The sequence below is a fragment of the Skermanella aerolata KACC 11604 genome (assembly GCF_000936425.1).
Lineage (GTDB): Bacteria > Pseudomonadota > Alphaproteobacteria > Azospirillales > Azospirillaceae > Skermanella > Skermanella aerolata.
Genome location: NZ_AVFK01000009.1, coordinates 102288 through 126867, shown reverse-complemented (window position 1 = coordinate 126867; position 24580 = coordinate 102288). Strand labels below are relative to the sequence as shown.

The 24580-nt window shown below is 64.6% G+C and carries 23 protein-coding genes; 12 read left to right on the top strand and 11 right to left on the bottom strand.

Annotated features, from left to right (window positions below; all coding sequences use genetic code 11):
* Positions 1 to 69: 69 nt before the first annotated feature.
* The 4 genes from N826_RS13745 to N826_RS13730 form a co-directional block, all read right to left on the bottom strand.
* Complete coding sequence (locus N826_RS13745) at positions 70 to 810, bottom strand: peptidoglycan recognition protein family protein (RefSeq protein ID WP_044429603.1); 741 nt, start codon at positions 808 to 810, stop codon at positions 70 to 72.
* Positions 810 to 1685: a DMT family transporter gene (locus N826_RS13740; RefSeq protein WP_052831208.1), complete on the bottom strand. Its 876-nt coding sequence runs from the start codon at positions 1683 to 1685 to the stop codon at positions 810 to 812. The genes N826_RS13745 and N826_RS13740 overlap by 1 nt, the downstream gene beginning before the upstream one ends.
* Positions 1682 to 3511 carry an ATP-binding cassette domain-containing protein gene (locus tag N826_RS13735; protein ID WP_044429601.1) on the bottom strand — a complete coding sequence of 610 codons (1830 nt, stop codon included), beginning with the start codon at positions 3509 to 3511 and terminating at the stop codon, positions 1682 to 1684. Before N826_RS13735 ends, N826_RS13740 begins: the two co-directional genes overlap by 4 nt.
* A 94-nt stretch (positions 3512 to 3605) precedes the next feature.
* On the bottom strand, positions 3606 to 4373 hold the full coding sequence (locus N826_RS13730) for a TerB family tellurite resistance protein (protein ID WP_044429600.1): 768 nt from the start codon (positions 4371 to 4373) through the stop codon (positions 3606 to 3608).
* A gap of 281 nt (positions 4374 to 4654) precedes the next feature.
* Here N826_RS13730 and N826_RS13725 point away from each other — a divergent pair, with 281 nt between their 5' ends.
* The 3 genes from N826_RS13725 (at position 4655) to N826_RS13715 (ending at position 6842) form a co-directional block, all read left to right on the top strand.
* A complete protein-coding gene (locus tag N826_RS13725; RefSeq protein ID WP_044429790.1) occupies positions 4655 to 5227 on the top strand; it encodes a GNAT family N-acetyltransferase in 573 nt (190 codons plus the stop codon).
* Positions 5228 to 5327: 100 nt separating this feature from the next.
* Complete coding sequence (locus N826_RS13720; protein ID WP_044429598.1) at positions 5328 to 6404, top strand: ABC transporter ATP-binding protein; 1077 nt, start codon at positions 5328 to 5330, stop codon at positions 6402 to 6404.
* Positions 6405 to 6599: 195 nt separating this feature from the next.
* Entirely contained in the window at positions 6600 to 6842 is a 243-nt protein-coding gene (locus N826_RS13715; RefSeq protein ID WP_044429595.1) for a hypothetical protein, read from the top strand.
* Positions 6843 to 6929: 87 nt separating this feature from the next.
* On the opposite strand, the gene N826_RS13710 is transcribed toward N826_RS13715, so the two are convergent.
* Positions 6930 to 7256, bottom strand: a complete 327-nt coding sequence (locus N826_RS13710; RefSeq protein WP_044429593.1) for a hypothetical protein — start codon at positions 7254 to 7256, stop codon at positions 6930 to 6932.
* 216 nt (positions 7257 to 7472) lie between these two features.
* Here N826_RS13710 and N826_RS39975 point away from each other — a divergent pair, with 216 nt between their 5' ends.
* Positions 7473 to 8069, top strand: coding sequence for a GNAT family N-acetyltransferase (locus tag N826_RS39975; protein ID WP_052831205.1), 597 nt, complete (start codon positions 7473 to 7475; stop codon positions 8067 to 8069).
* A 70-nt stretch (positions 8070 to 8139) separates the two neighbouring features.
* Here N826_RS39975 and N826_RS13700 read toward each other — a convergent pair whose 3' ends face one another.
* Together N826_RS13700 and N826_RS13695 are read right to left on the bottom strand one after the other, a co-directional pair.
* The gene (locus N826_RS13700) at positions 8140 to 8517 is read right to left on the bottom strand and encodes a c-type cytochrome (RefSeq protein ID WP_044429592.1); all 378 of its coding nucleotides are present in this window, start codon (positions 8515 to 8517) and stop codon (positions 8140 to 8142) included.
* 155 nt (positions 8518 to 8672) lie between these two features.
* Positions 8673 to 9344, bottom strand: a complete 672-nt coding sequence (locus N826_RS13695; RefSeq protein ID WP_044429590.1) for an SRPBCC family protein — start codon at positions 9342 to 9344, stop codon at positions 8673 to 8675.
* Positions 9345 to 9645: 301 nt separating this feature from the next.
* On the opposite strand from N826_RS13695, the gene nosP reads away from it, so the two are divergent.
* The 3 genes from nosP to aroQ are packed head-to-tail and all read left to right on the top strand — an operon-like array spanning position 9646 to position 14204.
* A complete protein-coding gene (nosP, locus tag N826_RS13690; protein WP_244619601.1) occupies positions 9646 to 10959 on the top strand; it encodes a nitric oxide-sensing protein NosP in 1314 nt (437 codons plus the stop codon).
* Positions 10947 to 13610, top strand: a complete 2664-nt coding sequence (locus N826_RS45230; protein ID WP_044429588.1) for a hybrid sensor histidine kinase/response regulator — start codon at positions 10947 to 10949, stop codon at positions 13608 to 13610. The genes nosP and N826_RS45230 overlap by 13 nt, the downstream gene beginning before the upstream one ends.
* A gap of 57 nt (positions 13611 to 13667) precedes the next feature.
* Positions 13668 to 14204: a gamma subclass chorismate mutase AroQ gene (gene aroQ / locus N826_RS13680; protein WP_052831203.1), complete on the top strand. Its 537-nt coding sequence runs from the start codon at positions 13668 to 13670 to the stop codon at positions 14202 to 14204.
* A gap of 12 nt (positions 14205 to 14216) precedes the next feature.
* Here the strand turns inward: aroQ and N826_RS43025 are convergent, their stop codons facing one another.
* Entirely contained in the window at positions 14217 to 14552 is a 336-nt protein-coding gene (locus N826_RS43025) for a hypothetical protein (protein WP_147040726.1), read from the bottom strand.
* A 353-nt stretch (positions 14553 to 14905) separates the two neighbouring features.
* On the opposite strand from N826_RS43025, the gene N826_RS13675 reads away from it, so the two are divergent.
* Together N826_RS13675 and N826_RS13670 are read left to right on the top strand one after the other, a co-directional pair.
* Entirely contained in the window at positions 14906 to 15922 is a 1017-nt protein-coding gene (locus N826_RS13675; protein ID WP_147040728.1) for an Rpn family recombination-promoting nuclease/putative transposase, read from the top strand.
* A gap of 115 nt (positions 15923 to 16037) precedes the next feature.
* On the top strand, positions 16038 to 16358 hold the full coding sequence (locus N826_RS13670) for a hypothetical protein (RefSeq protein ID WP_044429584.1): 321 nt from the start codon (positions 16038 to 16040) through the stop codon (positions 16356 to 16358).
* A 99-nt stretch (positions 16359 to 16457) separates the two neighbouring features.
* On the opposite strand, the gene metH is transcribed toward N826_RS13670, so the two are convergent.
* From metH to N826_RS13655, 3 genes are all read right to left on the bottom strand, one after another.
* On the bottom strand, positions 16458 to 19955 hold the full coding sequence (metH, locus tag N826_RS13665; protein WP_044429583.1) for a methionine synthase: 3498 nt from the start codon (positions 19953 to 19955) through the stop codon (positions 16458 to 16460).
* A 71-nt stretch (positions 19956 to 20026) separates the two neighbouring features.
* Positions 20027 to 20851: a methylenetetrahydrofolate reductase [NAD(P)H] gene (gene metF, locus N826_RS13660; protein WP_244619607.1), complete on the bottom strand. Its 825-nt coding sequence runs from the start codon at positions 20849 to 20851 to the stop codon at positions 20027 to 20029.
* Positions 20852 to 20985: 134 nt separating this feature from the next.
* On the bottom strand, positions 20986 to 21984 hold the full coding sequence (locus N826_RS13655; protein ID WP_044429582.1) for an ArsR/SmtB family transcription factor: 999 nt from the start codon (positions 21982 to 21984) through the stop codon (positions 20986 to 20988).
* Between the two features lie 274 nt (positions 21985 to 22258).
* On the opposite strand from N826_RS13655, the gene N826_RS13650 reads away from it, so the two are divergent.
* From N826_RS13650 to N826_RS39970, 3 genes are all read left to right on the top strand, one after another.
* Positions 22259 to 23119: an MlaA family lipoprotein gene (locus N826_RS13650; RefSeq protein ID WP_063772256.1), complete on the top strand. Its 861-nt coding sequence runs from the start codon at positions 22259 to 22261 to the stop codon at positions 23117 to 23119.
* The gene (locus tag N826_RS13645; RefSeq protein ID WP_044429581.1) at positions 23116 to 23757 is read left to right on the top strand and encodes an MlaC/ttg2D family ABC transporter substrate-binding protein; all 642 of its coding nucleotides are present in this window, start codon (positions 23116 to 23118) and stop codon (positions 23755 to 23757) included. The genes N826_RS13650 and N826_RS13645 overlap by 4 nt, the downstream gene beginning before the upstream one ends.
* A gap of 151 nt (positions 23758 to 23908) precedes the next feature.
* Positions 23909 to 24481 carry a ribosome modulation factor gene (locus tag N826_RS39970; protein WP_052831202.1) on the top strand — a complete coding sequence of 191 codons (573 nt, stop codon included), beginning with the start codon at positions 23909 to 23911 and terminating at the stop codon, positions 24479 to 24481.
* Positions 24482 to 24580 lie beyond the last annotated feature (99 nt).

Genomic DNA, 24580 nt, shown 5'->3' with positions numbered 1-24580 from the left:
TGCGTTGCAACAGGATTGCGGGCTGAACTCCGATTCCGGGCTGTAAAAGCGAGCGGCGGCGCCCGGATATCAGGGCGGCGTCGCTGAAAAAGCGCCCGCCTGCCTGACGGCCGCCCTGAGAATCCTCATGAAAACCGCGTCCAGCCCGTATCCGCACCGCTCGGGGATGAAGTGCCGCTGGAACGCCGTCGCCGCGACTCGAGTCTGCGGATTGAGTACCCCGGTCGATTCGACTTCGTACCCGAATCGGGCCAGCAGGGCCTGCGCTTCCGCCACGGCATGACCCGGACCGTCGTCCAGGGCACAGGGGACGGGCCAGAAACCGATTCCCTGGGCCGCCAGCCAGCGCCAGTCGAACAGTTCCCCTGGGTCTTCCTTGCGGGCAGGAGCCACGTCGGAGTGGGCAAGCACGCGGTGGGGCAAAATCCCATGCCGTTCCATGACGGCACCGGCCAGGGCGGCGAAAGCGGCCATCTGGACGCCGGGAAAAGGCCGGTAGCCCCATTCGTGCCCGGGATTGACCAGTTCGACCCCGACCGACCGGCTGTTGATGTCGCGCTCGCCTTGCCAGTAGCCGATCCCGGCGTGCCAAGCCCTGCGGTCCTCATCCACCAGCGAGAAGACGGTGCCGTCCTCCTCGATCAGGTAATGGGCGCTGACCTGCGCCCGGCTATCGCACAGCCGCTCCAGCGCTTGCCGCCCGGTCGGCATGCCGGTGTAGTGGACCAGCAGGATATCGACCGGCACGCCTTTGGGGCGGGGGCCGTGGTTGGGCGAGGGATAGGAGGCGACCGGGATGGCGGCGGCCATCACGTCACCGACTGGTTCTGGTTCTGCTTGGGCGCCTTGCGGATCACGATCACCGCCACGCCGACCAGGGTAAGGGCGCCGCCGACGATCATGGCGGGCGTCATCGGCTCACCCAGCACGAAGATGCCGGAGATTACGCCGAACACCGGGGCGAGCAGGGTCCAGGGCATCGTCTGGTTGACCGGGTATTTCCGCACCAGCGGGTACCACATCAGGTACGAGACGATCGTCACCATGACGGCCATATAGGCGATGGCGCTCCAGCCCAGCCATGTGGCGGTATGCAATTGCTGCCACTGGCCGGTCTCCATCAGCAGGCTGGCGACGAACAGCTGCGGGACGGCCATGATCGCCATCCAGCCGTTCAGCGCAAATCCGCTGATATCGCCGATCCGTCTGATCTGGATGTTGACGATCGAGAAGATCAGGGCCGCGACGATGACCAGGAACAGATAGAAGGTGTTGTCGAGCGCCCTCGGCTCCCCGGCGATCACGATGACGCCGGCGAAGGAGATCGCCATGCCCAGGCCGCGCTTCCAGCCCAGCCTGTCGCGGTACAGCACGGCCGCGAGGATCGAGGAGAACGGAACCTGGAGCTGGATCGCGATCGACGCCGTCGCCGCGTCCACGCCCGTCAGGCCGGTGAACATCAGCGGGAAGTGCAGGCTGCCCAGCAGCACCGACAGGATGAAGATCTCCTTCATCTGGCCTCGGGGGATCCGGACGAACGGCAGCAGCAGGACCGCGACGCTGGCGAACCGCAGGCACATCAGGAAGATGGGTGAGAAGTCGCGCAGCCCAAACTTGGCGACAGCGAAGTTGAAGCCCCAGATCACCATGACGATCAGGGCCATCACCATGTCGCGCCGGCTCAAGAGGAAGCTTCCAGCTCTTCCCGCAACGCCTCCAGTTCGAGCCAGCGCTCCTCCGCCGCTTCAAGCTCCGCCTGCAACTTGGTCAATCCTTCGCTGGTCTTCTGGAACCCGGCAGGGTCGCGGCTGAAGAAGTCGGCATCGGCCATCCTGGCCTCGGCCGCCTTGATCTTCTTCGTCAGGTCTTCCATCGTCTTCGGCAGCTGGTCTAGTTCCCGCTGCTGCTGGTAGCCCAGCTTCTTGCGCTGCTTCGGTTCCGCGGAGGCCGCAGATGCTGCGGTTTCCTTGCGGCGGACCTTGGCCGCCTCGCCGTTCCGTTCCTGGCGCTGGATCGCGTAGTCGGAATAGCCGCCGACATATTCCTGAACCTCGCCTTCGCCTTCCACCGCGATGACCGAGGTCACCAGCCGGTCCAGGAAGTCGCGGTCGTGGCTGACCAGCAGCAGCGTGCCGTCGTAGTCGCTCAGGACCTCTTCCAGCAGGTCGAGCGTGTCCATGTCGAGGTCGTTGGTCGGCTCGTCGAGGATCATCAGGTTCGACGGCCGGGCGAACAGGGTCGCCAGCAGCAGCCGGTTCCGCTCGCCGCCGGACAGCGCCTTGGTCGGGGTGTCCTTGAGCCTGGGATCGAACAGGAAGTCCCGCATGTAGGACGCGACGTGGCGGGCCTGACCGCCGGCCGTGACGGTATCGCCGCCGAACGGGCAGAGCGTCTGGTGGATCGTCGCCTCCGGATCGAGCGATGCCCGGCGCTGGTCGAAATAGACCGGCTGGAGATTGACGCCAAGCCGGATCGTGCCGCTGTCGGGCGGCAACTGACCGGTCAGGATCTTGAGCAGCGTCGTCTTGCCGGCCCCATTGGGGCCGATCAGGCCGACGCGGTCGCCGCGCAGGATCTTGGTGGAGAAGTCCTTCGCGACCTCCCGCCGCCCCTCTGCGGTGTCGAAGCCCTTGGCGACATGTTCCGCCTCGATCACCAGACGGCCGCTGATCTCGGCTTCCGCCACCGCGAGCTTGACCTGGGCGCCGCCGCGTACCCGCTCGGTGCGGTCCACGCGAAGCTGCTGCAAGGCGCGGACGCGGCCCATGTTGCGGGTCCGCCGGGCACTGATGCCTTCGCGCATCCACTGCGTCTCGGCGGCGATCTTGCGGTCGAGCTTGTGGGCGGCGATCTCTTCGGAGGCGAAGACCTCCTGCTGCCACGTCTCGAACTCGGCGAAGCCGCGTTCCGTTTCCCGGATGCCGCCGCGGTCAAGCCACAGGGTCCGGCGCGACAGCTTCGACAGGAAGGCGCGGTCGTGGCTGATCAGCAGCAGGCCGCCGCGATAGGACTGAAGCTCGCCTTCCAGCCACTCAATCGTGGGCAGGTCGAGGTGGTTGGTCGGCTCGTCCAGCAGCAGGACATCGGGGGCGGAGACCAGGGCGCGGCCCAGGGCCGCGCGCCGCGCCTCCCCTCCGGACAGGGTCGAAGGTGCGCGGTCGCCGGCGAGGCCGAGGCGGTCCAGCACGGCATCGACCCGGTGCAAGGCATCCTGGTCGTCGGGCGGCAGGCCTTCCGCGACGAAGTCGTGGACGGACGCGTAGCCGTCGAACGACGGCTCCTGCGCCAGATAAGCGACCCGCGCGCCGGGCTGGAGGAAGCGTTCGCCGTCGTCGGGCAGGATTTGCCCGGCCAACAGTTTCATGAGGGTGGATTTGCCGCTGCCGTTGCGTCCGACCAGGCACACTTTTTCGCCCCGCGCGATGCCGAGATCGATCTTCTCGAACACCGGCAGACCGCCGAAAGTGACCGTGGCGCCCATCAGCGCGACCAGGGGAGGAGTAGGTGCCATGATTGGATGCTATAAAGGCAATACCCCCTATCAGGGCAAGCGCTATATCGGCAGGTCAGGGCGTCATCGTGCCCGTGCGTACCGAAAACCGGGTTCAGGCTGGTTCCGGCACGGCGCCGCGTTCCTTCCGGATGCGGTCATGGGCGGCGTTGATCGCCGCCAACTTATCGTTGGCGATGTCGATGAAGTCCTGCGGCAGCCCCTGGGCGATCAGCCGGTCCGGGTGATGGTCGCGGACGAGCTGCCGGTAGGTGACCTTGATCTCCTCGTCCGTGGCGGACGGGGTCAGGCCGAGGACGGCGTAGGCGTCGTTCTTCTGGGCGCAGCCGTTGCAGGCGCGGATGCGGTTGAAGTCCTGGTCGGAGAAGCCGAAGACCCGGGCGATGCCGTGGAGATAGTCGATCTCCGCGTCGCGCAGCGCGCCGTCGGCGCGGGCGATGTGGAACAGGCCGTCCAGCAGGTCTTCCAGCACGGCGGGGCGGTCGGCCAGCAACTTGGCGATCTGGCGGGCGTAGGGCTCCCACCCCTGGCTGTCGCGCCGGGCCAGATCGAAGACCCGTCCGACATTCTTCATCTCGTCTTCCGGGATGTGGAAGACCTGCTTGAAGGCGGTGACTTCATGCCGGGTGACGGCGCCGTCGACCTTCGCCATCTTGGCGCCCAGCACGATGACGCCGATCGTGAAGGCGATCTGCTGGGTGGCGTCGGGCGCTACTTCGGTGGTGGTGGCGGAAGACGGATCGGTTTCGTCTTCGCGATAGAGATCGACGGCGTGCCCGGCGACGGCGCCCAGCAGCGCCCCGATCGGTCCGCCGATGGCGAAACCCGCCGCTCCGCCCAGGATCTTTCCCCAGATGCTCATGATATCCAACGGTCGATGGTGTCCAGCGCGAGCATAACCACCTCGGCCGCTCTCGCCAACTGTGACATGGTGAACACCGGTCGGTGACTTTTGTGCATAGCAGCAACAGGTGGCCTTTTCATCCGTTTGCTGCGATGCAATATAGGTGAAGTGGCTAGACCAACGGCTACCCGGAGACAGGGCGTTCTACCCGAGCGACCCTGTCCCATCGATACAAAGGGATGGAAAGGTTCCAAGGACTGAAGGCGTTCGTTCCCGAAGATACGGATGTGAAGTCCATCATGACCTTTTACCGGAAGCTTCTCCCCACCGACCTCAACGTCTACCGGGACCACCTGCTCCGGCTGTCTTCCCAGGACCGCTACGCGCGCTTCTGCGGTTTCAAGACCGACGAGTCGATCGCGGCCTATTGCCGTGGCATCGACTGGCGTTTCACCATCATGGTCGGCTGCTTCGTGCGCGGAGAGCTTCGCGCCGTCGCCGAGCTGAGGACTGAGCCCAAGGTCTGGCCGGGCGAGGGCGAATTGGCGGTCAGCGTCGAGCGCGAGTTCCAGGGGCAGGGGATCGGATCGGGGGTCGTGCGCCGGATCATGACCGTGGCCCGAAACCGCCAGCTCCGCCGGCTGATGCTGATCTGCATGATCAGCAATCGCCGCATGCAGGCGATCGTCCGCAAGTTTCTCGGCACGCTGGAATGCGATAGCGGCGAGGCGACCGGCTGGATCGAAATGCCCTGGCCAAACCAGCTCAGCCTGATGCAGGAGGCGCTGGACAACAGCGCCGCCCTAGTCAACGGCGTGCTCGACCAGTGGCAGGGCCGATCGGAGGAAATGCCGGTTCCGTCCGCTGCCTGACGGCGTCCAGAAGGCGGCTTGTTGCCCTGGCGTGAACCCGTTACCCTGTTGAAATCGAACGCCGCCGTCAGAGTGGCCGAACAGGGAGACAGGGAACGCCATGGCATCCGTCGGGATCACCCAGGTCCGCAAAGCCTACGGGCAGAATGAAGTCATCCACGGCATAGACATCGATATCGAGGACGAGGAGTTCGTCGTCCTGGTCGGCCCGAGCGGCTGCGGCAAGTCCACCCTGCTGCGCATGGTGGCGGGGCTGGAGCAGATCAGCGGCGGCGAGATCTCGATCGGCGGCACCATCGTCAACCTGGTGCCGCCCAAGGAGCGGGACATCGCGATGGTGTTCCAGAACTACGCGCTCTATCCGCACATGACCGTGTTCGACAACATGGCCTTCAGCCTGAAACTGCGGAAGGCCGATCCCGAACTGGTCGACAAGCGGGTGCGCGAGGCCGGCGAGATCCTCGGCCTGATCCCGTACCTGGACCGCTATCCCCGGCAGCTTTCCGGTGGGCAGCGCCAGCGCGTCGCGATGGGCCGCGCCATCGTCCGCGACCCGCAGGTCTTCCTGTTCGACGAGCCGCTGTCCAACCTGGACGCCAAGCTGCGCGTCCAGATGCGTACCGAGATCAAGGCGCTTCACCAGCGCCTGCGGACGACGTCGATCTACGTCACGCACGATCAGGTGGAGGCCATGACCATGGCCGACCGAATCGTCGTCATGCATGACGGCCATGTCGAGCAGATCGGCACGCCGCTGGAGCTTTACGACTACCCGGCCAACACCTTCGTCGCAGGCTTCATCGGATCGCCCGCGATGAACTTCTTCGAAGGGACCTTCCGCCGCGACGGCCGGAGCGCCTGGGTCGAGGTACCGGGCGACATCAGCTTTCCGGTCGATCCCCTGATAGGAGGAAGCGACGGCCAGCCGGTCACCTACGGCATCAGGCCCGGCCACCTGCATCTGGTGACCGACTCCGCCCAGCAAGGCGTGCCGGCGCTGGTCCAGGTGATAGAGCCGACGGGGGACGATACGCTGGTGTTCTGCCGGATCGGCGATCTCGACGCCTGCGCGATGTTCGTGGAGCGCCATGCGTTCCGCCCCGGAGAAACGATCAGGCTGATGCCCCGCCTGAACAACGGTCACGTCTTCGAGGCCGGGACAGGGCGGCGGCTCTGACAAGCTGCCCTCAGGATAGAGGGCATACTTCCTATGATATTATGCAGGGGTGTCTCCTTTAGGTTTGCTCCGCCTGCTCGGTGCATCCATAAAGGATGCTCGTCCGTATAAGTGATGCATCCGATGCGCCGGCTTCAAAGCCGGTCTTATAAGACAGACTGTTCCGGTAGTTGTTCTTTTGCGAAGGAGGGCGATATGAGCCAGCGGCACGAGGTCAAGGTTGAGCAGGAACTTCATGGCCTGCTCGACAAGGCGATGGTATCCGCCGACCACGAGACACTCGCCCGTCTTCACGACCTCCTGCTCTACATGAGCGAGGGCGCCGACCTGCTCGACTACAGCTTCGACATTCCGGACGGGTTGGAGCACAAGCCCATCTTCAAGCGCATGCTGCTGAGCCAGCAGTTACTGAACGAAGCGCCTCTCGGGCGCGCCTGACGGCAAAAAGATCAGGGCCGCCCGCAAGGGCGGCCCTGAATTGTTTCTAGGGTCAGGATCGCGAGCGGACCGGCGGCGGGGCGCCCGTCAGGAACCCGCCGGGATATGCTGCATCGCCTGCCGTGCCCACAGGTTTTCCGTTTCTTCCAGCAGGGTCGAGGCATCGTACAGCAGAGCATGGGTGCGGATGATGTCCGCCTCGTGACGCGCGATCAGCTGCTCCACGCGGCCGACCAGATCGGCGCCCGGTGTCGCCATCTCGGCGCGCAAGGCGTGGAGCCGCACGAAGCCGCGCGTTATCCGGTCGCTTTCCTGCTGCAGGAGCGCTAGGCGCGTGCGCAATTCGCCAATGCGGTCGCGGTGGATCGAGTGGACTTCCTGGTCGGGCTCTAAGGTGAAGGTATCGGGTGCCATTATGCCGGTCTCGCGGAAAAAGCGGGGCGGGGAGAACGACCGCTACGATGCCAGTTTATGGTTAACAGGAAGCCAAGGGTGGATTGCCGCTTCCTGGGATATTTTTGAGACATGCCAGTGACGTGTCAGGAATGATGTACAAGGTTCTTCCGGTTCAGGAAGACCTATGGCCTGACAAGACGTCTGACAAGACTGCGCGAGGAAACGGCAAACGGCATGGCGGACCCGGCGACACTGACCACTCCGCGGCTGATCCTGCGAGCCCTGACCCTGGCGGATGCCGACATCCTGTTTCCCGTCTTCGCCGATCGCGACACCATGCGCTTCTTCGGCGACCGCCACGGCAGCGTCGCCGACACGCGGGCGTTGTTCCGCCATGTCATTGAAGGAGCCGAGGCGCATTCTTCATGCCAATGGACGATAGCCACCCGTCTGGGCCGTTCACCGGATCGCCTGACCGTGGTCGGCAGCCTGTCGGTCAACGGCATCGTCGGCGGTACGGCCCATATGGGCTTCATCCTGATGAAGGAGCATCACGGCCGGGGTTTTGCCACCGAGGCCGTCCACGCCGTTCTCGACCATGCCTTCGGCGCCTTGGGGCTGCACCGGTTCACGCTGCGCATCGATCCGGAAAACCTGCCCTCCCAGCGCGTCGCGCAGAAGCTCGGCTTCAAGCTGGAAGGCAGGATGCGGGAGAGCTTCCCGGTCGGCGGCCGGTTCCGCGACGAGCTGGTATTCGGCCTGCTGGAGCGGGAGTGGCGCGAAAAGGATCCGGATTACTTCCGGAACGCCGGGAGCGCGGCCTTCAGGTGAAGCCTTCAGGCCAGGACGCAAAAAGCCCCGCCGGCGCTGGCGGGGCTTCCTTCCGGACAGGCTTGAAGACTTACTTGGCGGCTTCGAGCAGGTAGGCCACCAGGTTCTTCAGGTCTTCTTCCTTTTTGATGCCGGCGAAGGCCATCTTGTTGCCTGCAACGAAGCCTTTCGGATCGGCGGCGTACTTGGCCAGGTTCTCCGCGTCCCAGGTGATGTTGGCGTTCTGCATCGCGGGTGAATAGGCGAAGCCTTCGACGCTGCCGGATTTACGGCCGACCAGACCGTTCAGGCTCGGGCCGACGCCCTTCTTGCCGGCTTCCAGGCTGTGGCAGGCTTTGCACTGACGGAAGACCTTCTCGCCTTCGGCGGCATTCTGGGCCGAAGCCGACGAAACGCCGGCCATCAGGGCGACACCGGCCACCAAGCCGAACAACACATTCTTTTTCATTGCGTGATTCCTCGCGGATCGTGACCAGCTCCAGGCCGGCACTTTTATGGAAGGTGGCAATCTACACGAATGTCGATGAAATCCGAGGAGCCATTCAGCCGCAGGTAATGGCGGCTGAATGGCGACCGGCGCTGTCCACGATCCGGGGGAGGAGTTCAGCCGCCCGCCACGAAGAACAGGATCGCCATGAAGGCGACGGTGGCGGCCCCGACCATCGCGACCAGACGCATATCGACCGGCGGCTCGCCGGCTTCGGCCTGAGCTGACGCGGGAGTCGGCGGAGAGAACGCCATCGCCGCCGCAGGCTGAGCCGCGACCTGTCCGCCGACAGCCGGTGCTTCCTGCCGCGACGGCGTCTCGGCCTCGCCGTCCGCCTCATCCTGGGGCTGACCGACGACCTGGGTGAACTTCGCGAAGAAGTCGTCCGCCATCTTGCGCGCCGTTCCGTCGATCAGCCGCGATCCGATCTGCGCCAACTTGCCGCCGACCTGGGCATGGGCGGTATACTCCAGCAGCGTCGCGTCGTGGCCATCCGGGTTGAGCTTGACGGCGGCTCCTCCCTTGCCGAAGCCGGCGGCGCCGCCGCTGCCTTCGCCGGTGATGGTATAGCCGTTGGGCGGATCGATATCGCTCAGGGTCACCTTACCGGCGAACTTCGCCTTGACCGGCCCCACCTTGGCGACGACCTTCGCCGTCAGTTCGGTGTCGGAATGCTTCTCGATCTCCTCACATCCGGGGATGCATTGTTTCAGGATTTCCGGATCGTTGAGGGCGGCCCAGACCTTTTCCCTGGGGGCCGTGATCCGATAGCTGCCGGACATGTCCATGCGTTACTTCCTCCCGGTCGCATTTTTTCAGTGTGAAGACTAAGTGTCGCGGGCGTCCTTGAGACGTCAGACTTTCGAGTAGAGGGTGGCCTAATCCGGTATGTCCGAAAGTGGGATGACGGCGCCGTTCCCCTTGCCTCTCCCCACCTTAGACTTTGGTCTAACGTCGCACCTAGGGCAGCGCCCTTGGCAGAAGTGATGCCGGGAGAGTAATTTTATGCGTAGGCGGGAGCCGGGAGGGGAGCTGCGGGCACTTCCCTCGTTCCAGGCTCCGGCACAGGGGAAAGGCGGAGTAGTTTTGATGGCCAAGGGGCCTCGCACCGGCCGCATCGGTGGCCGGACCTCACGCGCGCCGGTACGGCAGCTCGTTGCCGACACGCTGGCGCCGGAGCCGGCGGTCGAAGCCAATGCGGCAACGGGTGTCGATTCGGACATGGGGCTTCGGCCCCAGGCCTTTGCCGATGCGGCCGGTCCCCGGATGCGCCGGGGCTTCAGCCATGATATCGATCCCAGGCGGGCGGCGGTCGAGCTGCACGACGCCATCGCCCAGCCGGACACCGCGTTCGTGCTGGTCTTCTGCTCACCGCAATACGATCTGCCCCTGCTGGGGGAGGCCCTGGCCGACGTGTTCGGCGATACCCTGGTAATCGGCTGCACCACGGCGGGAGAGATCACGCCGGCCGGATACATGACGGGGTCGATCACGGGTGTCAGCTTTCCGCGCAGCGACTTCACGGCTGTCGCCGAGCGGATCGACGATCTGGAAAGCTTCGAGATCTCCCATGCCCAGGCGCTGGTCCGCAGCCTGACCGCAAAGCGCGACGCCGCCTCTCCGGAACACCGGGACGCCGCCTCCGGCAGCTTCGCGCTGCTCCTGATCGACGGCTTGTCGATCCGGGAGGAGCCGGTGGTCAGTTCGCTCTACTCGGCGCTTGGCGACATACCGCTGTTCGGCGGCTCCGCCGGCGACGACCTGAAGTTCGAGCAGACCTGGGTGCTGCACGACGGCCGGTTCCACACCGACGCCGCGGTCCTGGTGCTGGTCGACACCTTCCGCCGCTTCAGCGTCTTCCGCACGGAGCATTTCGTCAGTTCCGACCGCAAGATGGTCGTAACCGAGGCCGATCCCGCACGGCGCATCGTGACCGAGATCAATGCCGAGCCGGCGGGGCGGGAATATGCTCGCATGGTCGGGCTGGAGGGCGAGCCGCTGACGTCGATGATCTTCGCGGCGTATCCGGTCGTGGTCCGGGTCGGCGGCGAGTATCACGTCCGCTCGATCCAGAAGGTCAACGACGACGAGAGCCTGACGTTCTTCTGCGCGATCGACGAGGGGATCGTGCTGACGGTCGCGGAAGGGGTGGACCTTGTCCAGAACCTGGAGAACCTGTTCGCCCGCCTGCGCGATGATGTCGGGGAGCCGGAACTGATCCTGGGCTGCGACTGTATTCTTCGCAGCCTGGAGATGGAGCAGAAGCAGATCAAGCATTTGGTGTCGAAGGTGCTGTCCCGGAACAATGTGATCGGGTTCTGCACCTATGGAGAGCAGTTCAACGCGATGCACGTCAACCAGACCTTCACCGGCGTCGCCATAGGTGCGCGATGCAAAGCCTGAGCCTCGCTCCCCCTCCGCACCAGCCGGGATTGTCGGCGGAGCAGCGGCGCATCGCCGAACTCGAGCACGAGAACGAGAAGCTGCGCCGGATCAACAAGGTCCTGATGGACCGCGTCGAGCGCAGCATGGATTTCCAGGGCAACGCCTTCTCGCTGTTCCAGACCGCCATCGTGCTGGAAACCAAGGTGCGCGAGCGAACGCTCGAACTGGAACGGACGCTCCACGAGCTGGAGCGGTCCAACCGCGACCTTGCCCGCGCCAAGGAACTGGCGGAGACGGTCCAGGCCCGGCTGGCCGAAGCCATCGAGTCCGTCAACGAGGGCTTCGCCCTGTTCGACGGCGACGACCGGCTGGTCATGTGCAACAGCAAGTATCTGGCCTTCTGGCCGGCCTTCAGCGAGCAGATCGTCCCAGGAGTGACATTCACCGAGATAGCGCTTCAGGCGGTCCGGAGCCGGTCGGTCCAGGACATCCGGGACGGGGGAGTCAGTTGGCTGCACCAGCGGCTGGCCGAGCACCGGCAGCCTAAGGGGCCGTATGTCCACGCGCTGGCCGACGGACGCTGGATGCAGGTCAACGAACGGCGGACCCGCGACGGCGGGGTCGTCGGAATCTACACCGACATCACCGATCTCAAGCGCGACGAGACCCGGCGGCGTGAAACGGAGCTGGCCGAGAAGTCCGTCCTGCTCCAGGCGACGCTGGACAACATCGCCCAAGGGGTCGCGGTCTACGACAAGGACTTGAACCTCGTCGCCTGGAACGACTGCTTCGTCCGCCTGCTGAACCTGCCGACCAAGGTGGTCCGGCAAGGCGCCACGTGGCAGGACTTCGTCGATCACAATACCCGGCTGAGCTGGGACGGGTTGAGCGACAAGGCGATGTCGCGCGAGGATCTGGGTGAGCGTCCGCTGGCCGTGGAGGAGGAATGGCAGGGCAGGGTGCTGGATATCCGGCGCACGGTCATGCCCGGCGGCGGCTTCGTCAACACCTATACCGACATCACGGAGCGCAAGCGCAACGAGGAAGCCCTGCGCGACAGCGAGCGCCGCATCCGGACGATCACCGACGCGATGCCGGCCCTGATCGCCTATGTCGACAGCGAGCAGCGCTTCCGTTTCGTCAACAAGCCCTACGAGGACTGGTTCAACCGCCCGCGCGAGGAGATCGATGGGCAGCCGATGTGGGTCGCCCTCGGCGCCGAGCATTACGAGCAGCGCCGAGAAAACGTCCTGGCGGCGCTGGCCGGCAACGAAGTCACCTTCGAGATGGAACTTCCGGCGGAGAACGGCGCCGTGCGCTACGCGCTGGCGACTTATATCCCGCATTTCGGCGAGACCGGCGAGGTGCTGGGCTATTACGCCCTGATCCAGGACATCACCGAGCGCCGTATGGTCGCGGAGGCGCTGAAGGAGTCGAAGGAAAGCCTGGAGCGCCGGGTCGATGAGCGCACCGCCGCCTTGATGGCGCTGAACGGCAAGCTTCACCAGGAGATCGCCGAGCGCAAGCAGATCGAGGAAGCCTTGCGGGTCGCCAAGGTGGAGGCCGAGCAGGCCAACCTGTCCAAGACGAAGTTCCTGGCGGCGCCCAGCCACGACCTGCTGCAACCGCTGAACGCGGCCCGGCTGTTCGTGTCTGCGCTGAGCGACCTGGAACAGATCCCGCAGAACGGCGTCCTGATCGAGAATACCGACGTGGCACTGGCGGCGGTCGAGGATTTGCTGGGGGCCTTGCTCGACATCAGCAAGCTGGACGCCGGCGTCGTGCAGGCCGAACCGGGCGACTTCCCGATCGAATCCCTGCTGGGTGCGATGGCGACCGAGTACGCGGCGCAGGCGCGCGAACGGAGCCTGGAACTGCGCGTCGTGTCGAGCAGCGCCGTCGTCTACAGCGACATCCGCCTGCTGCGGCGGATCATCCAGAACTTCCTCAGCAACGCCATGCGCTACACCCGGTCGGGCCGGGTGCTGCTGGGCTGCCGGCGCGACGGCAGCCGGTTGCGGATAGAGGTCTGGGACACGGGTCCCGGCATCCCGGAAGACAAGCTGGTCGAGATCTTCGAGGAGTTCCGCCGCCTGGGCAACGACCAGAGTGGCCGCGACCGGGGCATGGGCCTGGGGCTTGCCATCGTCGAGCGCGTCGCCCGGATGCTGGACCACAGGATCGGCGTCCGCTCGGTCCAAGGTGAGGGGTCGGTGTTCTCGGTGACCGTCCCGATCGGCGACCGCCGCCGCCAGGTCCGCCCGCCGGAACCGGTGCCGGCCGCCTCGCTCAACCGGCTGGCCGGATCGCTGGTGCTGGTGATCGACAACGAACGCAGCATCCTGTCCGGCATGACGGCCCTGCTGGAAGGCTGGCGCTGCGCCGTGGTGACTGCCGCCTCGGGGGAGGAGGCTGTGCGCGTGATCGAGAGCTTGGAGCGCCCGCCCGACATCGCGATTGCCGACTACCATCTGGAACACGGCGCCACCGGCGTCTGCGCGCTGCGCGCCGTGCTGGACCACTGCGGGGTGAACATCCCCAGCCTGATCATCACCGCCGACCGCCTGCCGGAGGTTCAGGAAGAGGTCAACGCCAACGGCTTCCAGCTTCTTAACAAGCCGGTAAAGCCGGCTCAGCTACGCTCGCTGATGACGAGCATGCTGAGCTGACGCGGGCTGGAAATGAACCTGAACTTTACAATTAGCCGGCGCGGAGCGCTGACTTTTTTGGCAGCCGCTGCTGGCGTTGCATGCCTGAGCACGAGGCCCGGCTTCGTCCTGGCCGCCGGGACCGCGCTGGATACGCTGCTGAGCCTGATCGGGGAACGGCTTGCCGTAATGCCGGGCGTCGCCCGGCACAAGTACAACTCCGGCGCTGCGGTCGAAGACCTTCCCCGCGAAGCTCAGGTGATCGAAGCCGTGACCGCCCAGGCCGTGGAGGCCGGTTTGGACAAGGACGTGGCGGCGAAGTTCTTCCAGGCGCAGATCGACGCGTCCAAGATGATCCAGTCGGAGCGTATCGCCGCCTGGAAGTCGGAGGGCCACGCGCCTTTCACCGACGTACCGGACTTAAAGACGGTGATCCGGCCGAAACTGGACGCCCTGAATCCGGCGATGCTGGCGGCGCTGAAGGACGCATTGCCGGAGCTGAGGCTTGGCGGTGCGGGTGCCCGCCTTGAGGCTTACGCGGCAGGGCGTAGTGTGGAGGATCAGGCTGCGTTCAGGCGCGCGATAGCGCCGTTGGTGGTGGTGGCTGCGTCGTGACGTGGAGAGGCGCTATAGGCAGCCGATCAGTCGAGCAAAAAGTCTTATGCCTCTCCCGCATCGTCCCATCTCACCATATGCTGCGGTCAACAGGTTGGCGGTCAACAAATTGGTGGTCAACTGAGAGGAGGCAAAATCCGAATTTGAAAATGATCTTCCAAGTTGATCTTTGACTTTCTGAGGCAGTAAACGTGGATCCAGCTTCGCCATCAAAATGAAAATCTTGTAAGCGAGGACGGAATTCGCCGCAGTCGCGTCGGCACTTTGTAAAAGCAAAATCCTGAACGTGGTCTGGTCGAACGTTATTTCTTGAACGCTGACATCAAGCTTCGGATCATGATGCGGCAATCAGCATCCAGTGCGGAACGAACCTTCGCCTTGAAGGCATTGATGTCGGAACAAAGTTGCTCCTCCACTGAAGAATCATCCCTCCGAGACACAGCAGGGCGATCCTGTGCCTTGGTTTGGGCGTATCTTATGAGTGGACACTGGAGTCTCATTAATCCGTTCGAACGGATAGAAAGCCGTGCCGCCTGAGGAACAAGGGGGAAATAAGTGCGGGATCAGCTATGTTACCGGCTTTTGGCATACATGGGGATGAATTTGACGCAGCCGGCGATAGTCGGTTTCCATAGGTCAGGCTAGGGTTTCCATGCCATCAACGGGGCGCTGATTTCCTCCCATTGTATGGCGACACTCCGATGCCCTCCCGGCTGATCAAGCGGCATGACCAGTTCTTCAAGCGTCTGCTCGATCATGCCGGTACGGCGGGCGTGCTGATTCGGGAACGTTTGCCTTGGGAAGTGGCGGAGCGTCTGGCTCCGGATGCTCCCGAACTGGTGTCGGGCTCGTTTGTGGACAACGAGCTGCGGGAATACCATACCGACCGGCTTTATCGCGTCCGCACGGTGGATGGAGAAGCCGCTTTCATCTATGCGCTGGTCGAGCATAAGTCGTCGCCCGATCCAGGCATCGGCCTTCAACTCCTGATTTATCAAACGCGGGTCTGGCAGTGGTGGGTGGAGCATCAGGGGCAGGGGCGGGAGGAAGGCGGCCGTCGTCGTCTGCCGGCGATCTTTCCGCTGGTGATCTACCATGGCGAGGCCGCGTGGCGGATACCGCTGGATTTCGCCAGCGGAATCGACCACGCCGACGCCGCGCTCCGCCCCTATTTGCTCGACTTCCGTTACTCGCTGGCCGATCTAGGTCGGATCGACAATGCCCGGCTGTCGCGCGAGAAGAGGCTGCGGATCGGCCTGCTGATCCTGAAGCGCGGCAGCGGCGACGGCGACCTGCGCGAGACGTTGCTAGAACTCGGCCGGGCGGCGCTATCTCTCGGGTTTGATGACTTGGTGGCGCTGGTGCATTACATTCTCCTGGAATCCAACGAGGTCGAAGCGGCCATGCTTCGGGGTGTCCTTAAAGAAATCGTTCCAGATCAGGAGGCGAGGATCATGTCGATCGCAGCGGAAGAGTGGAAAGCCGAAGGCATCCAGATCGGGCAGGCCATGGGTAAGGCGGAAGGGAAAGCCGAAGGCAGGGCAGAAGGCAAAGCTGAAATGCTGCTGCGCCTGCTGAGGCGGCGCTTCGATTCGCTGCCCGAGACCGTCATGAGGAAGGTGCGAGACGCCTCTGATGATGAATTGAATGAGTGGGCCGACAACATTCTCGATGCACGATCCTTGGACATGGTCTTCGGTCAGGCCAAGCCGAATTGACCAATGCGCCGGGTTCCGGTGGTAAATTGACACAGGCGCGTATGGCGGCTTTTTTCAGGGTGCGCCGCTCCGGCATGATCCCGCCCTTATTGGCGGCGAGAACGAGTGGAGTGGCATGGAGGACGACGCTAACGCTGTTGCGGAGGGATTTACCGAAGCGGAGCTTTCCGGCGCTACGATCGAAGCCTTGATCGTGCGGTTCAATGCCGCCCGGCGCAATTCCATCCTCGCCAAGGCCAGGGCGGATTACCAGAACACCAATAACAACCATCGCGCGGCCGTTCAGTATGAACGGCTGATCGCCGCTGCCGAGAAGATGCCGCAGGCCGAGCGCAAGGCTATCGTGGAGTCGAACCCGGATGTTCTGAAAGGCCGGCAGCAGGCCATCGTCTACGCCAAGGAAGCCGCCTTTGGGCGGGTAAAGCCGAGGCGCTGAGGCTCTACATCATGGCCCGCAGCCGGATTATGGAGGGTGTCACGGCAGATGGGGCGGAGCAGGGGGAGGAGTGATCGTTCACTCCTCCGGTAACGAACCTCAGACCGAGAAGTACTTCGCCCTCGGGTGATGCACCACGATGGCGCTGGTGCTTTGTTCCGGGTGGAGCTGTGACTCGTCGCTGAGTTCGATGCCGATCTGCTTGGCGTCGAGCAGGCGCAGCAACTGGTCCTGGTCCTCCAGCTTGGGGCAGGCGGGATAGCCGAAGCTGTAACGGCTGCCGTGGTAGTTCTGCTGGAGCATCTTTTCCATGTCGCGGTCGTCCTCGGCCGAGAAGCCCAAGTCGGCGCGGATGCGCTTGTGGACGTATTCGGCCATCGCTTCGGCCATCTCGACGCCCAGGCCGTGCAGGTACAGGTAGTCCTGGTACCGGTTCTCGGCGAACCACTCCCGCGCAACGTCGCTGGCGCGCTGGCCCATTGTGACGACCTGAAGGCCGATCACGTCGCGGTCGGACGGGCCGTGCGAGACGTCGCGGAAGAAGTCGGCGATGCATTCGCCGTCTTCCTTGCGCTGGCGCGGCAGGGTGAAGCGGGCGGCTTCGGTTTCGCCGTCTTCCTGGTACAGGATCACGTCGTTGCCTTCCGCCGCCGCCTTCCAGTAGCCGTAGACCGCCTGCGGGATCAGGATTTCCTGCTCCGCCGCCGTCTGAAGCATGCGGTTCAGGATCGGGCGGAGTTCCTTCTTCGCCCAGTCCTTGAACTCCTCGAACCGCTTGCCGTCCTTCCGGTAGCCCCACTGAAGCTGGTACAGCGTCCGCTCATTCAGGTAGGGAACGAGGGTCTTCAGCGGGACGTGGCCGATCACGCGCGGACCCCAGAACGGCGGTGTCGGCACCGCGACGCCTTCCGACAGGCGCTCGCGCCGGATACGGACCGCCTCGACATCGACCGGTGTGCTGTCCTGCTCGACCGGTTGGCCCAGCTTGCGGCGCTGGTTGGTGGCGCGTCCCGCCCGCTTGGCCTGGTTGGCCGCCAGCAGCGTGTCGAACTGGCCGTTGACGACCTTGTCCATCAGGGACAGGCCGTCGAAGGCGTCCTTGGCGTAGGCGACGCGGCCGCCTTCATAGGCGCGGACGCAGTCGTCCTCGACATAGCCGCGCGTCAAGGCGGCTCCCCCCAGCAGAACCGGGACTTCGATGCCGCCCCGGCTCAGTTCTTCCAGGTTCTCGCGCATCACGACGGTCGATTTGACCAGCAGGCCGGACATGCCGATGGCGTCGGCCTTGTGCTCCTTAGCCGCGTTCAGGATGTTGGTGATCGGCTGCTTGATGCCGAGGTTGACGACGCGGTAGCCGTTATTGGTCAGGATGATGTCGACCAAGTTCTTGCCGATGTCGTGGACGTCGCCCTTGACCGTGGCGAGGACGATCGTGCCTTTCTCCTGGCCCTCGATCTTCTCCATGAACGGCTCTAGATAGGCCACTGCCGCCTTCATGGTTTCCGCCGACTGGAGCACGAAGGGCAACTGCATCTTGCCGGAGCCGAACAGCTCGCCGACCACCTTCATGCCGTCCAGCAGGAAGGTGTTGATGATGTCGAGCGGCGTGTAGCTCTCCATCGCCTTCGCCAGATCGACGTTCAAATCGGTGCGGTCGCCGTCGACGATGCGCTGCTTCAGGCGGTCCTCGATATTGGCAGGCCGCTCCTTCTTGACCGATGACGCCGCCTTGCGGCCCTCGAACAAGGCTATGAAGGCGTGCAGCGGGTCGTAGCCTTCGCGGCGGCGGTCGAAGATCAGGTCTTCCGCCGCCTGGACCTCGGCTTCCGGGATCTTGTGCAGCGGCATGATCTTGGAGACGTGGACGATGGCGCCGGTCATGCCGCGCTTCACCGCATGGTCCAGGAAGACGGAGTTCAGCACGTGCCGCGCGGCCGGGTTCAGGCCGAACGAGATGTTCGACAAGCCCAGGATGATCTGGCAGCCGGGCATCTCGCGGGAGATGGACTCGATGCCCTCCAGCGTCCACTGGCCGAGCTTGCGGTCGTCCTCGCTGCCGGTGGCGACGGTGAAGGTCAGCGGGTCGAACAGCAAGTCTTCCGGGCGGAGGCCATGCTGGTTGACCGCGAAATCGTAGAGCCGCTTTGCGATCTCCAGCTTCTTTTCCGCCGTCTTCGCCATGCCCTCTTCATCGATGGTCAGCGCGATCACGGCCGCGCCGAACTTCTTGGCGAGCTTGAGGCGCTTGGACGCCGGCTCCTCGCCGTCCTCGAAGTTGATCGAGTTGATGATCGGCTTACCGCCGTGGCGGGCGAGCGCCTGCTCCAGCACGGTGTATTCGGTCGAATCGATCACGAGCGGGGCGGTGACCGAGCCGGTGAAGCGGGTAATGACCTCGTTCATTTCGGCCACTTCGTCGCGGCCGACGAAGGCGGTGCAGACATCCAGCGTGTGGCTGCCTTCCTTGACCTGATCGCGCGCCATCTCGACGCAGCCGTCCCAGTCGTGCTTTTCCTGAAGTTCGCGCCACTTCTTGGAACCGTTGGCATTGCAGCGCTCGCCGATCGACAGATAGGCGTTTTCCTGGCGCAGCGAGACCTGGCTGTAGAGGCTTGCGACCGACGGAATCCAGTGGTGCGTGCGTGCCTTGACCGACGGGCGGATCTGTCCAGCGCCGGCTAGCCGGCGCAGCATGGCGTCGGTTGCCTGGATGTGGGGGATGTTGGTGCCGCAGCAGCCGCCGACGAGGTTGAGGCCGTCGTCGCGGACGAAGCGCTCCAGCCAGCCAGCCAGTTCGTCGGCCAGCAGGGGATAGCGGGTGGCGCCATCGACCAGTTCGGGCAAGCCGGCGTTGGGCTGGACGGAGATCAGGCCAGGCCAGTTCTCCGCCAGCCATTTGACGTGCTCGGACATCTCGGCCGGGCCGGTGGCGCAGTTCAGGCCGATCAACGGCACGTCCAACGCGTGGATGACGGTGGCGGCCGCCGCGATATCGCTGCCGACCAGCAGCGTGCCGGTGGTCTCGACCGTCACCTGGACGAAGATGGGGGTGTCGGTACCGGCCTCCGCCCGTGCGACCTTGACGCCGTTGACGGCAGCCTTGATCTGCAAGGGGTCCTGGCAGGTCTCGATCAGGATCGCATCGACGCCGCCGGCGATCAGGCCGCGCGCCTGGACGGTGAGGGCGTCCTCGAGCGGCTGATAGGCGACGTGACCCAGGCTGGGCAGCCGGGTGCCGGGACCGACCGAGCCGAGCACGAAGCGCTGGCGGCCGTCCTTGAAGCTCTCCGCCGCTTCGCGCGCCAGTTCGCCGGCCTGCTTGTTGATCTCGAACGCCTTGTCGGAGATGTCGAACTCGCCGAGCGTGATCGGCGACGCGCCGAACGTGTTCGTCTCCACCATGTCTGCCCCGGCCTCGTAGTAGCCGCGATGGATCTCGCGGACGAGATCGGGCCGGGACAGGACCAGCACGTCGGTGCAGTTTTCCATGCCCCAGTAGTCGCGCTCCACGTCCAGGTCGAGCATCTGGACCCTGCTGCCCATGCCGCCGTCGCACAGCAGCACGCGTTCTTTGAGGAGGTCGAGGAGATGGGCCATGGTGTGTTCGATCTCGGTAAATTCGAAAAAATGATGGGGCGGCGGGAAATGGCCGGGTGCCGGTTAAGCCGTCAACCGGCGGTGGCTTCGGCCGGCTGCTTCGGGCGGACGCCCAGCATGTGGCAGATGCCGACAGTCAGTTCCGCCCGGTTGAGCGTGTAGAAGTGGAAGTTCTTGACGCCTTCGGCATGGAGCTGCCGGCACTGCTCCACCGCGACGGTCGCCGCCACCAGATGGCGCGTATCGGGGTCCGAGTCCAGGCCGGAGAACAGCTCCGCCATCCAGGCTGGTATGCTGGCGCCGCAGCTTGCGGAGAACTCGATAGCGCGGGTGAAGTTGGTGATCGGCAGTATGCCGGGCACGATCGGCACGGTGATGCCGGCGGCGGCGGCGCGCTCGACGAAGCGCAGATAGGCTTCGCTGTCGAAGAAGAACTGGCTGATCGCGCGGGTGGCCCCGGCGTCGATCTTGCGCTTCAGATTGTCCAGGTCGTGCTGCGGACTGGTCGCCTGCGGGTGGCTTTCCGGATAGGCCGCCACGCTGATCTCGAAATCGGCGACGCGTTTCAGGCCCTCCACCAGATCGGCGGCATAGGCGTAGCCGCCGGGATAGGGCTCGTACGCGGTGCCAACTCCCGTCGGCGGATCGCCGCGCAGCGCCACGATGTGGCGGATGCCGCTGTCCCAATAGGTCCGGGCGATGGCGTCGATCTCGTCGCGGGTGGCGCCGACGCAGGTCAGGTGGGCGGCAGCCCGCAGGCCGGTTTCCTTCTGGAGCCGGCAGACGGTCGCGTGGGTGCGCTCGCGCGTCGAGCCTCCAGCGCCATAGGTGACCGAGACGAACTCCGGCTGGAGGGGGGCCAGCTTATGGACCGCCTGCCACAGCGTCTGTTCCATCTTCTCGGTCTTGGGCGGGAAGAACTCGAAGCTGACGGCAAGATCAGCCGGCAGCGGGGTGCCGAGCCGCAATCCGGTGCGGGCGATCGTGCTGGAGTCGGGGGCAAGGCCCAGTGCGGCGAGGCTCATTCAGGTCACTCCGAAGTCGAAAGGGCAGGGGCGGGAACCTGCGAAGCGTTGGGCATGGCATTGATAGTATCGGCGGCGCCGTCACGGACGGCGGGCCAGAGGTTGACGGTCAGCGGGTCGCCCGGCAGGTGGACGACGGGACCGGGGGTCATGCCGGACGCGCGTAGCCAGCCCGCGATCTCCTCGTCGCCGAAGCCCAGCCGCCGGTGGGCATGGTCGGTCCTCAGCGATTCGTGGTCGTGGCGGGCGAAATCGACGATCACCAGACTGCCGCCGGGGCGCAGCACGCGGGCGGCTTCCGCCAGCACCTCGGCGGGTTCCTCGGCGTAGTGGAGCACCTGATGGACCAGCACTGCGTCGAACGAGGCGGTGGGCAGCGGCAACTGGTACATGTCGGACTGACGGACCTGACAGTTGCGGAGACCGGCGCGCTCCAGGTTGGAGCGTGCGACGGCCAGCATCTCGCGCGACAGATCGACACCGAGCGCCCGTTCGACCTTCGGTCCGAGCAGTTCCAGCATGCGGCCGGTGCCGGTGCCGAGGTCGAGCAGGTCCTGTATGCCGGAAGATGGCAGAAGCTTGAGCAGCGCCGCTTCCACGTCCCGTTCCGGCACGTGGAGCGAGCGGATCTCGTGCCAGCGGGCGGCGTTCTCGCGGAAATACTCCGACGCCGCTTCCGCCCGCGCCCGCTTGATCGCGTTCAGTCGCTCCAGGTCGAGCGCCAGGGTCTGGTCGTCGGCGGGGATGGCGTCGATCAGGGTGCGGGCGAGGCTGGAGAACGCGCTGCGTTCGCCCAGGCGGTAGAAGGCCCAGGTGCCCTCCCGGAAGCGGTCGAGCAGCCCGGCGTCGCACAGCAGCTTGAGATGGCGGGACACGCGCGGCTGGCTCTGTCCCAGGATTTGGGTCAGTTCGCTCACCGTCAGCTCACCGTGGGCGCAGAGCGCCAGCAGCCGTAACCGTGTCGGTTCCGCCGCCGCTTTCAGTGCCGTGAGCAGAAAATCCATCCGCGTTCCCTGATATCCTCGTCATGAGCCGAACCGGGGCGGTTCGCTGCCCATCTCTCCGATTGATATATAAACATATCTTTATGCGAGGTAAACGCCTTTTCACGGAAAAGTGTCGATCAGCCGATGCCGCAGTCGCTTTGTGCTATCTGGTCAAAAACGCTTCCTTATGTTACGTCACACGATGCACCCGGTTTTCGTCCGATTATCGCGGTGCCCAAACCGAGGCGGCACCAGCCTCCCGGACTTCTTCTGCTGGATGAGCGCCTTATCCATGAAACTTCCTGGCTTCTTCCGCTCGCGCGGCGCCGCCGCCGCCATTGCCCTGTCGCTGTCGGCCATCACCGTTTCAGGATGTGTCCTGCCGCCGCGCGACGATCCCGCGGCGCTCGCGGCTTACAAGGAAGCGAACGACCCGCTGGAAGGCTTCAACCGGGCGATCTTCGGCTTCAACGAAGGCACCGACATCCTGCTGTTCCGCCCGGCGGCGGAGATCTACCGCACCGTCCTGCCGAACCCCGTCCGTAACGGCATCCGCAACTTCCTGCGCAACCTGCGCAGCCCGCTGGATATCGCCAACAACCTGCTCCAGGGCGACTTGGCCGGGGCGGAGGTGGCGACCAAGCGGTTCCTGATCAACACGACCGCCGGCGTCGGCGGCGTGATGGACATCGCGGCCGACAATGGCCTGCCATACCGTTCGGAGGATCTTGGCCAGACCCTGGCGGTCTGGGGTGTCCCCGAAGGTCCCTTTCTAATGCTGCCGCTGCTGGGACCGTCCAACTTCCGCGATGCCGCCGGTGTTGCGGGCGAGGCCTATGGCGATCCGATCAACCTGTGGGCGACCAACACCGACCGCGACGAGATCCCGGTGGTTCGGGGCATCGTCGGCGGGATCGACACGCGGTCCGGCCTGATCGAGCCGATCGACGACTTGCGCCGCAACTCGCTGGATTATTACGCGTCGCTGCGCAGCCTGTACCGGCAGAACCGGATTTCCGAAATCAACAACGGCCAAGTGCCGGCAGGCTCTGAATCCTATCCGGAGTTTCCCGAATTCCCGGAAGACGATGCCGCACCCGCACCGGCGCCCGTTGACAATTCCAACGGAACCGCTAAGTCCAGCAAGCCATGAACAGACGCCGTTTTATTTTAGCCTGCGCCGCGCTGCTCGCCTTTGCGGGTACCGTAGCGCTTCCCTCCGCCGGCCGCGCCGATGCCCGTTCTGACGCGGCCGCCAAGTTCGTCCAGGATCTCGGCGCGCGAGCGATCGACGTGCTGGTCAAGCCGCAGCTCGCCCGCGACGAATCGATGAGACGCTTCCGCGTCCTGCTGAACGAGGGCTTCGACGTGCCCTATATCAGCCGCTTCGTCCTGGGCCCGAATTGGCGGACGGCCACGCAGCAGCAGCAGCAGGAATACGGCACGCTGTTCGAGCGGCTGATCGTCCAGGTCTACGCCGACCGCTTCGCCCAGTATTCCGGCAAGAACCTGGACGTCAACGAAACCCTGAAGATCACCGGCAGCCGGCCCGAGGGCGACACCGACTCCATCGTGAATTCCCAGATCATCCGGCCGGACGCTCCGCCGGTCGCGGTGGACTGGCGTATCCGCACTCGTGACGGCAAGCAGAAGGTGATCGACGTGGCGGTCGAGGGCGTCAGCATGAGCGTCACCCAGCGATCGGAATTCTCGTCCGTCATCCAGCGCGGCGGCGGACAGATCGAAGCCCTGCTCGATACCTTGCGCCAGCGGGTGGGGTCCGCCGGCTGAGCCGGTCGCCCTGTTCCGATAAGGATCTAAGGACTTGAAAAAGCCGCTCGAAAGAGCGGCTTTTTCGTTGATCCTTTTGCACCTGCGTCGTTTTCAGGAACCTCACGCCCATACTTGGCGTTGGAAAACCGACACAGGGCTGGGGGAGATAATGGAACTTACCGAATATCCGCTGCTTCACGAGGTCGACCTGATGCTGACCTTGCTGAAGGTGGCGACCGAGGGACCGGCAACGATCGATGACGCCGCCGAACGGCTGAAGCGCAATCTCGAGTCGGTCGGGCTGTCGTCGCCGGTTCCGGATCGAGAGTTCCAGATATATCTCACCCGTGCACGGGACCGTCTTGTCCATGCCGTCCTGCTGGCGCCGCTCGGGGACGGCCGTTTCACGATCACGCCCCGAGGGGTGCAGGCGCTCAGCGATCATCCCGGCGGAATCGACGACAGCGTCCTGATGAACTTCCCGGAATTCCGCGCCTTCATCGAGGCGGAGGCGGGGAGGCCAGTGAAGCGGATCGGGTCCAAGGACAATGCGGGCGACGACGACCCCCGCATCATCGAGTTCGACCAGGGCTACGCCGCGTTCCAGCAGGGGATCGGCTTGCAGGCCAACCCCTACGAGCGTGATCGGGTGATGCATCTGGCTTGGGAGAACGGCTGGTGCGAAGCACGGGACGATGCCCTGAGAGCTGAGAAGTGGGCCGACAGATCGACGAATATCTGAAAAACCGTCAACGGGCCCAGGCATTCGTTAGGGGTAGCTTAAGGGGATATCGGCATGGTGCAAGGTAGCCGCTGAATTCCGCACCACCCCGATTGGTCA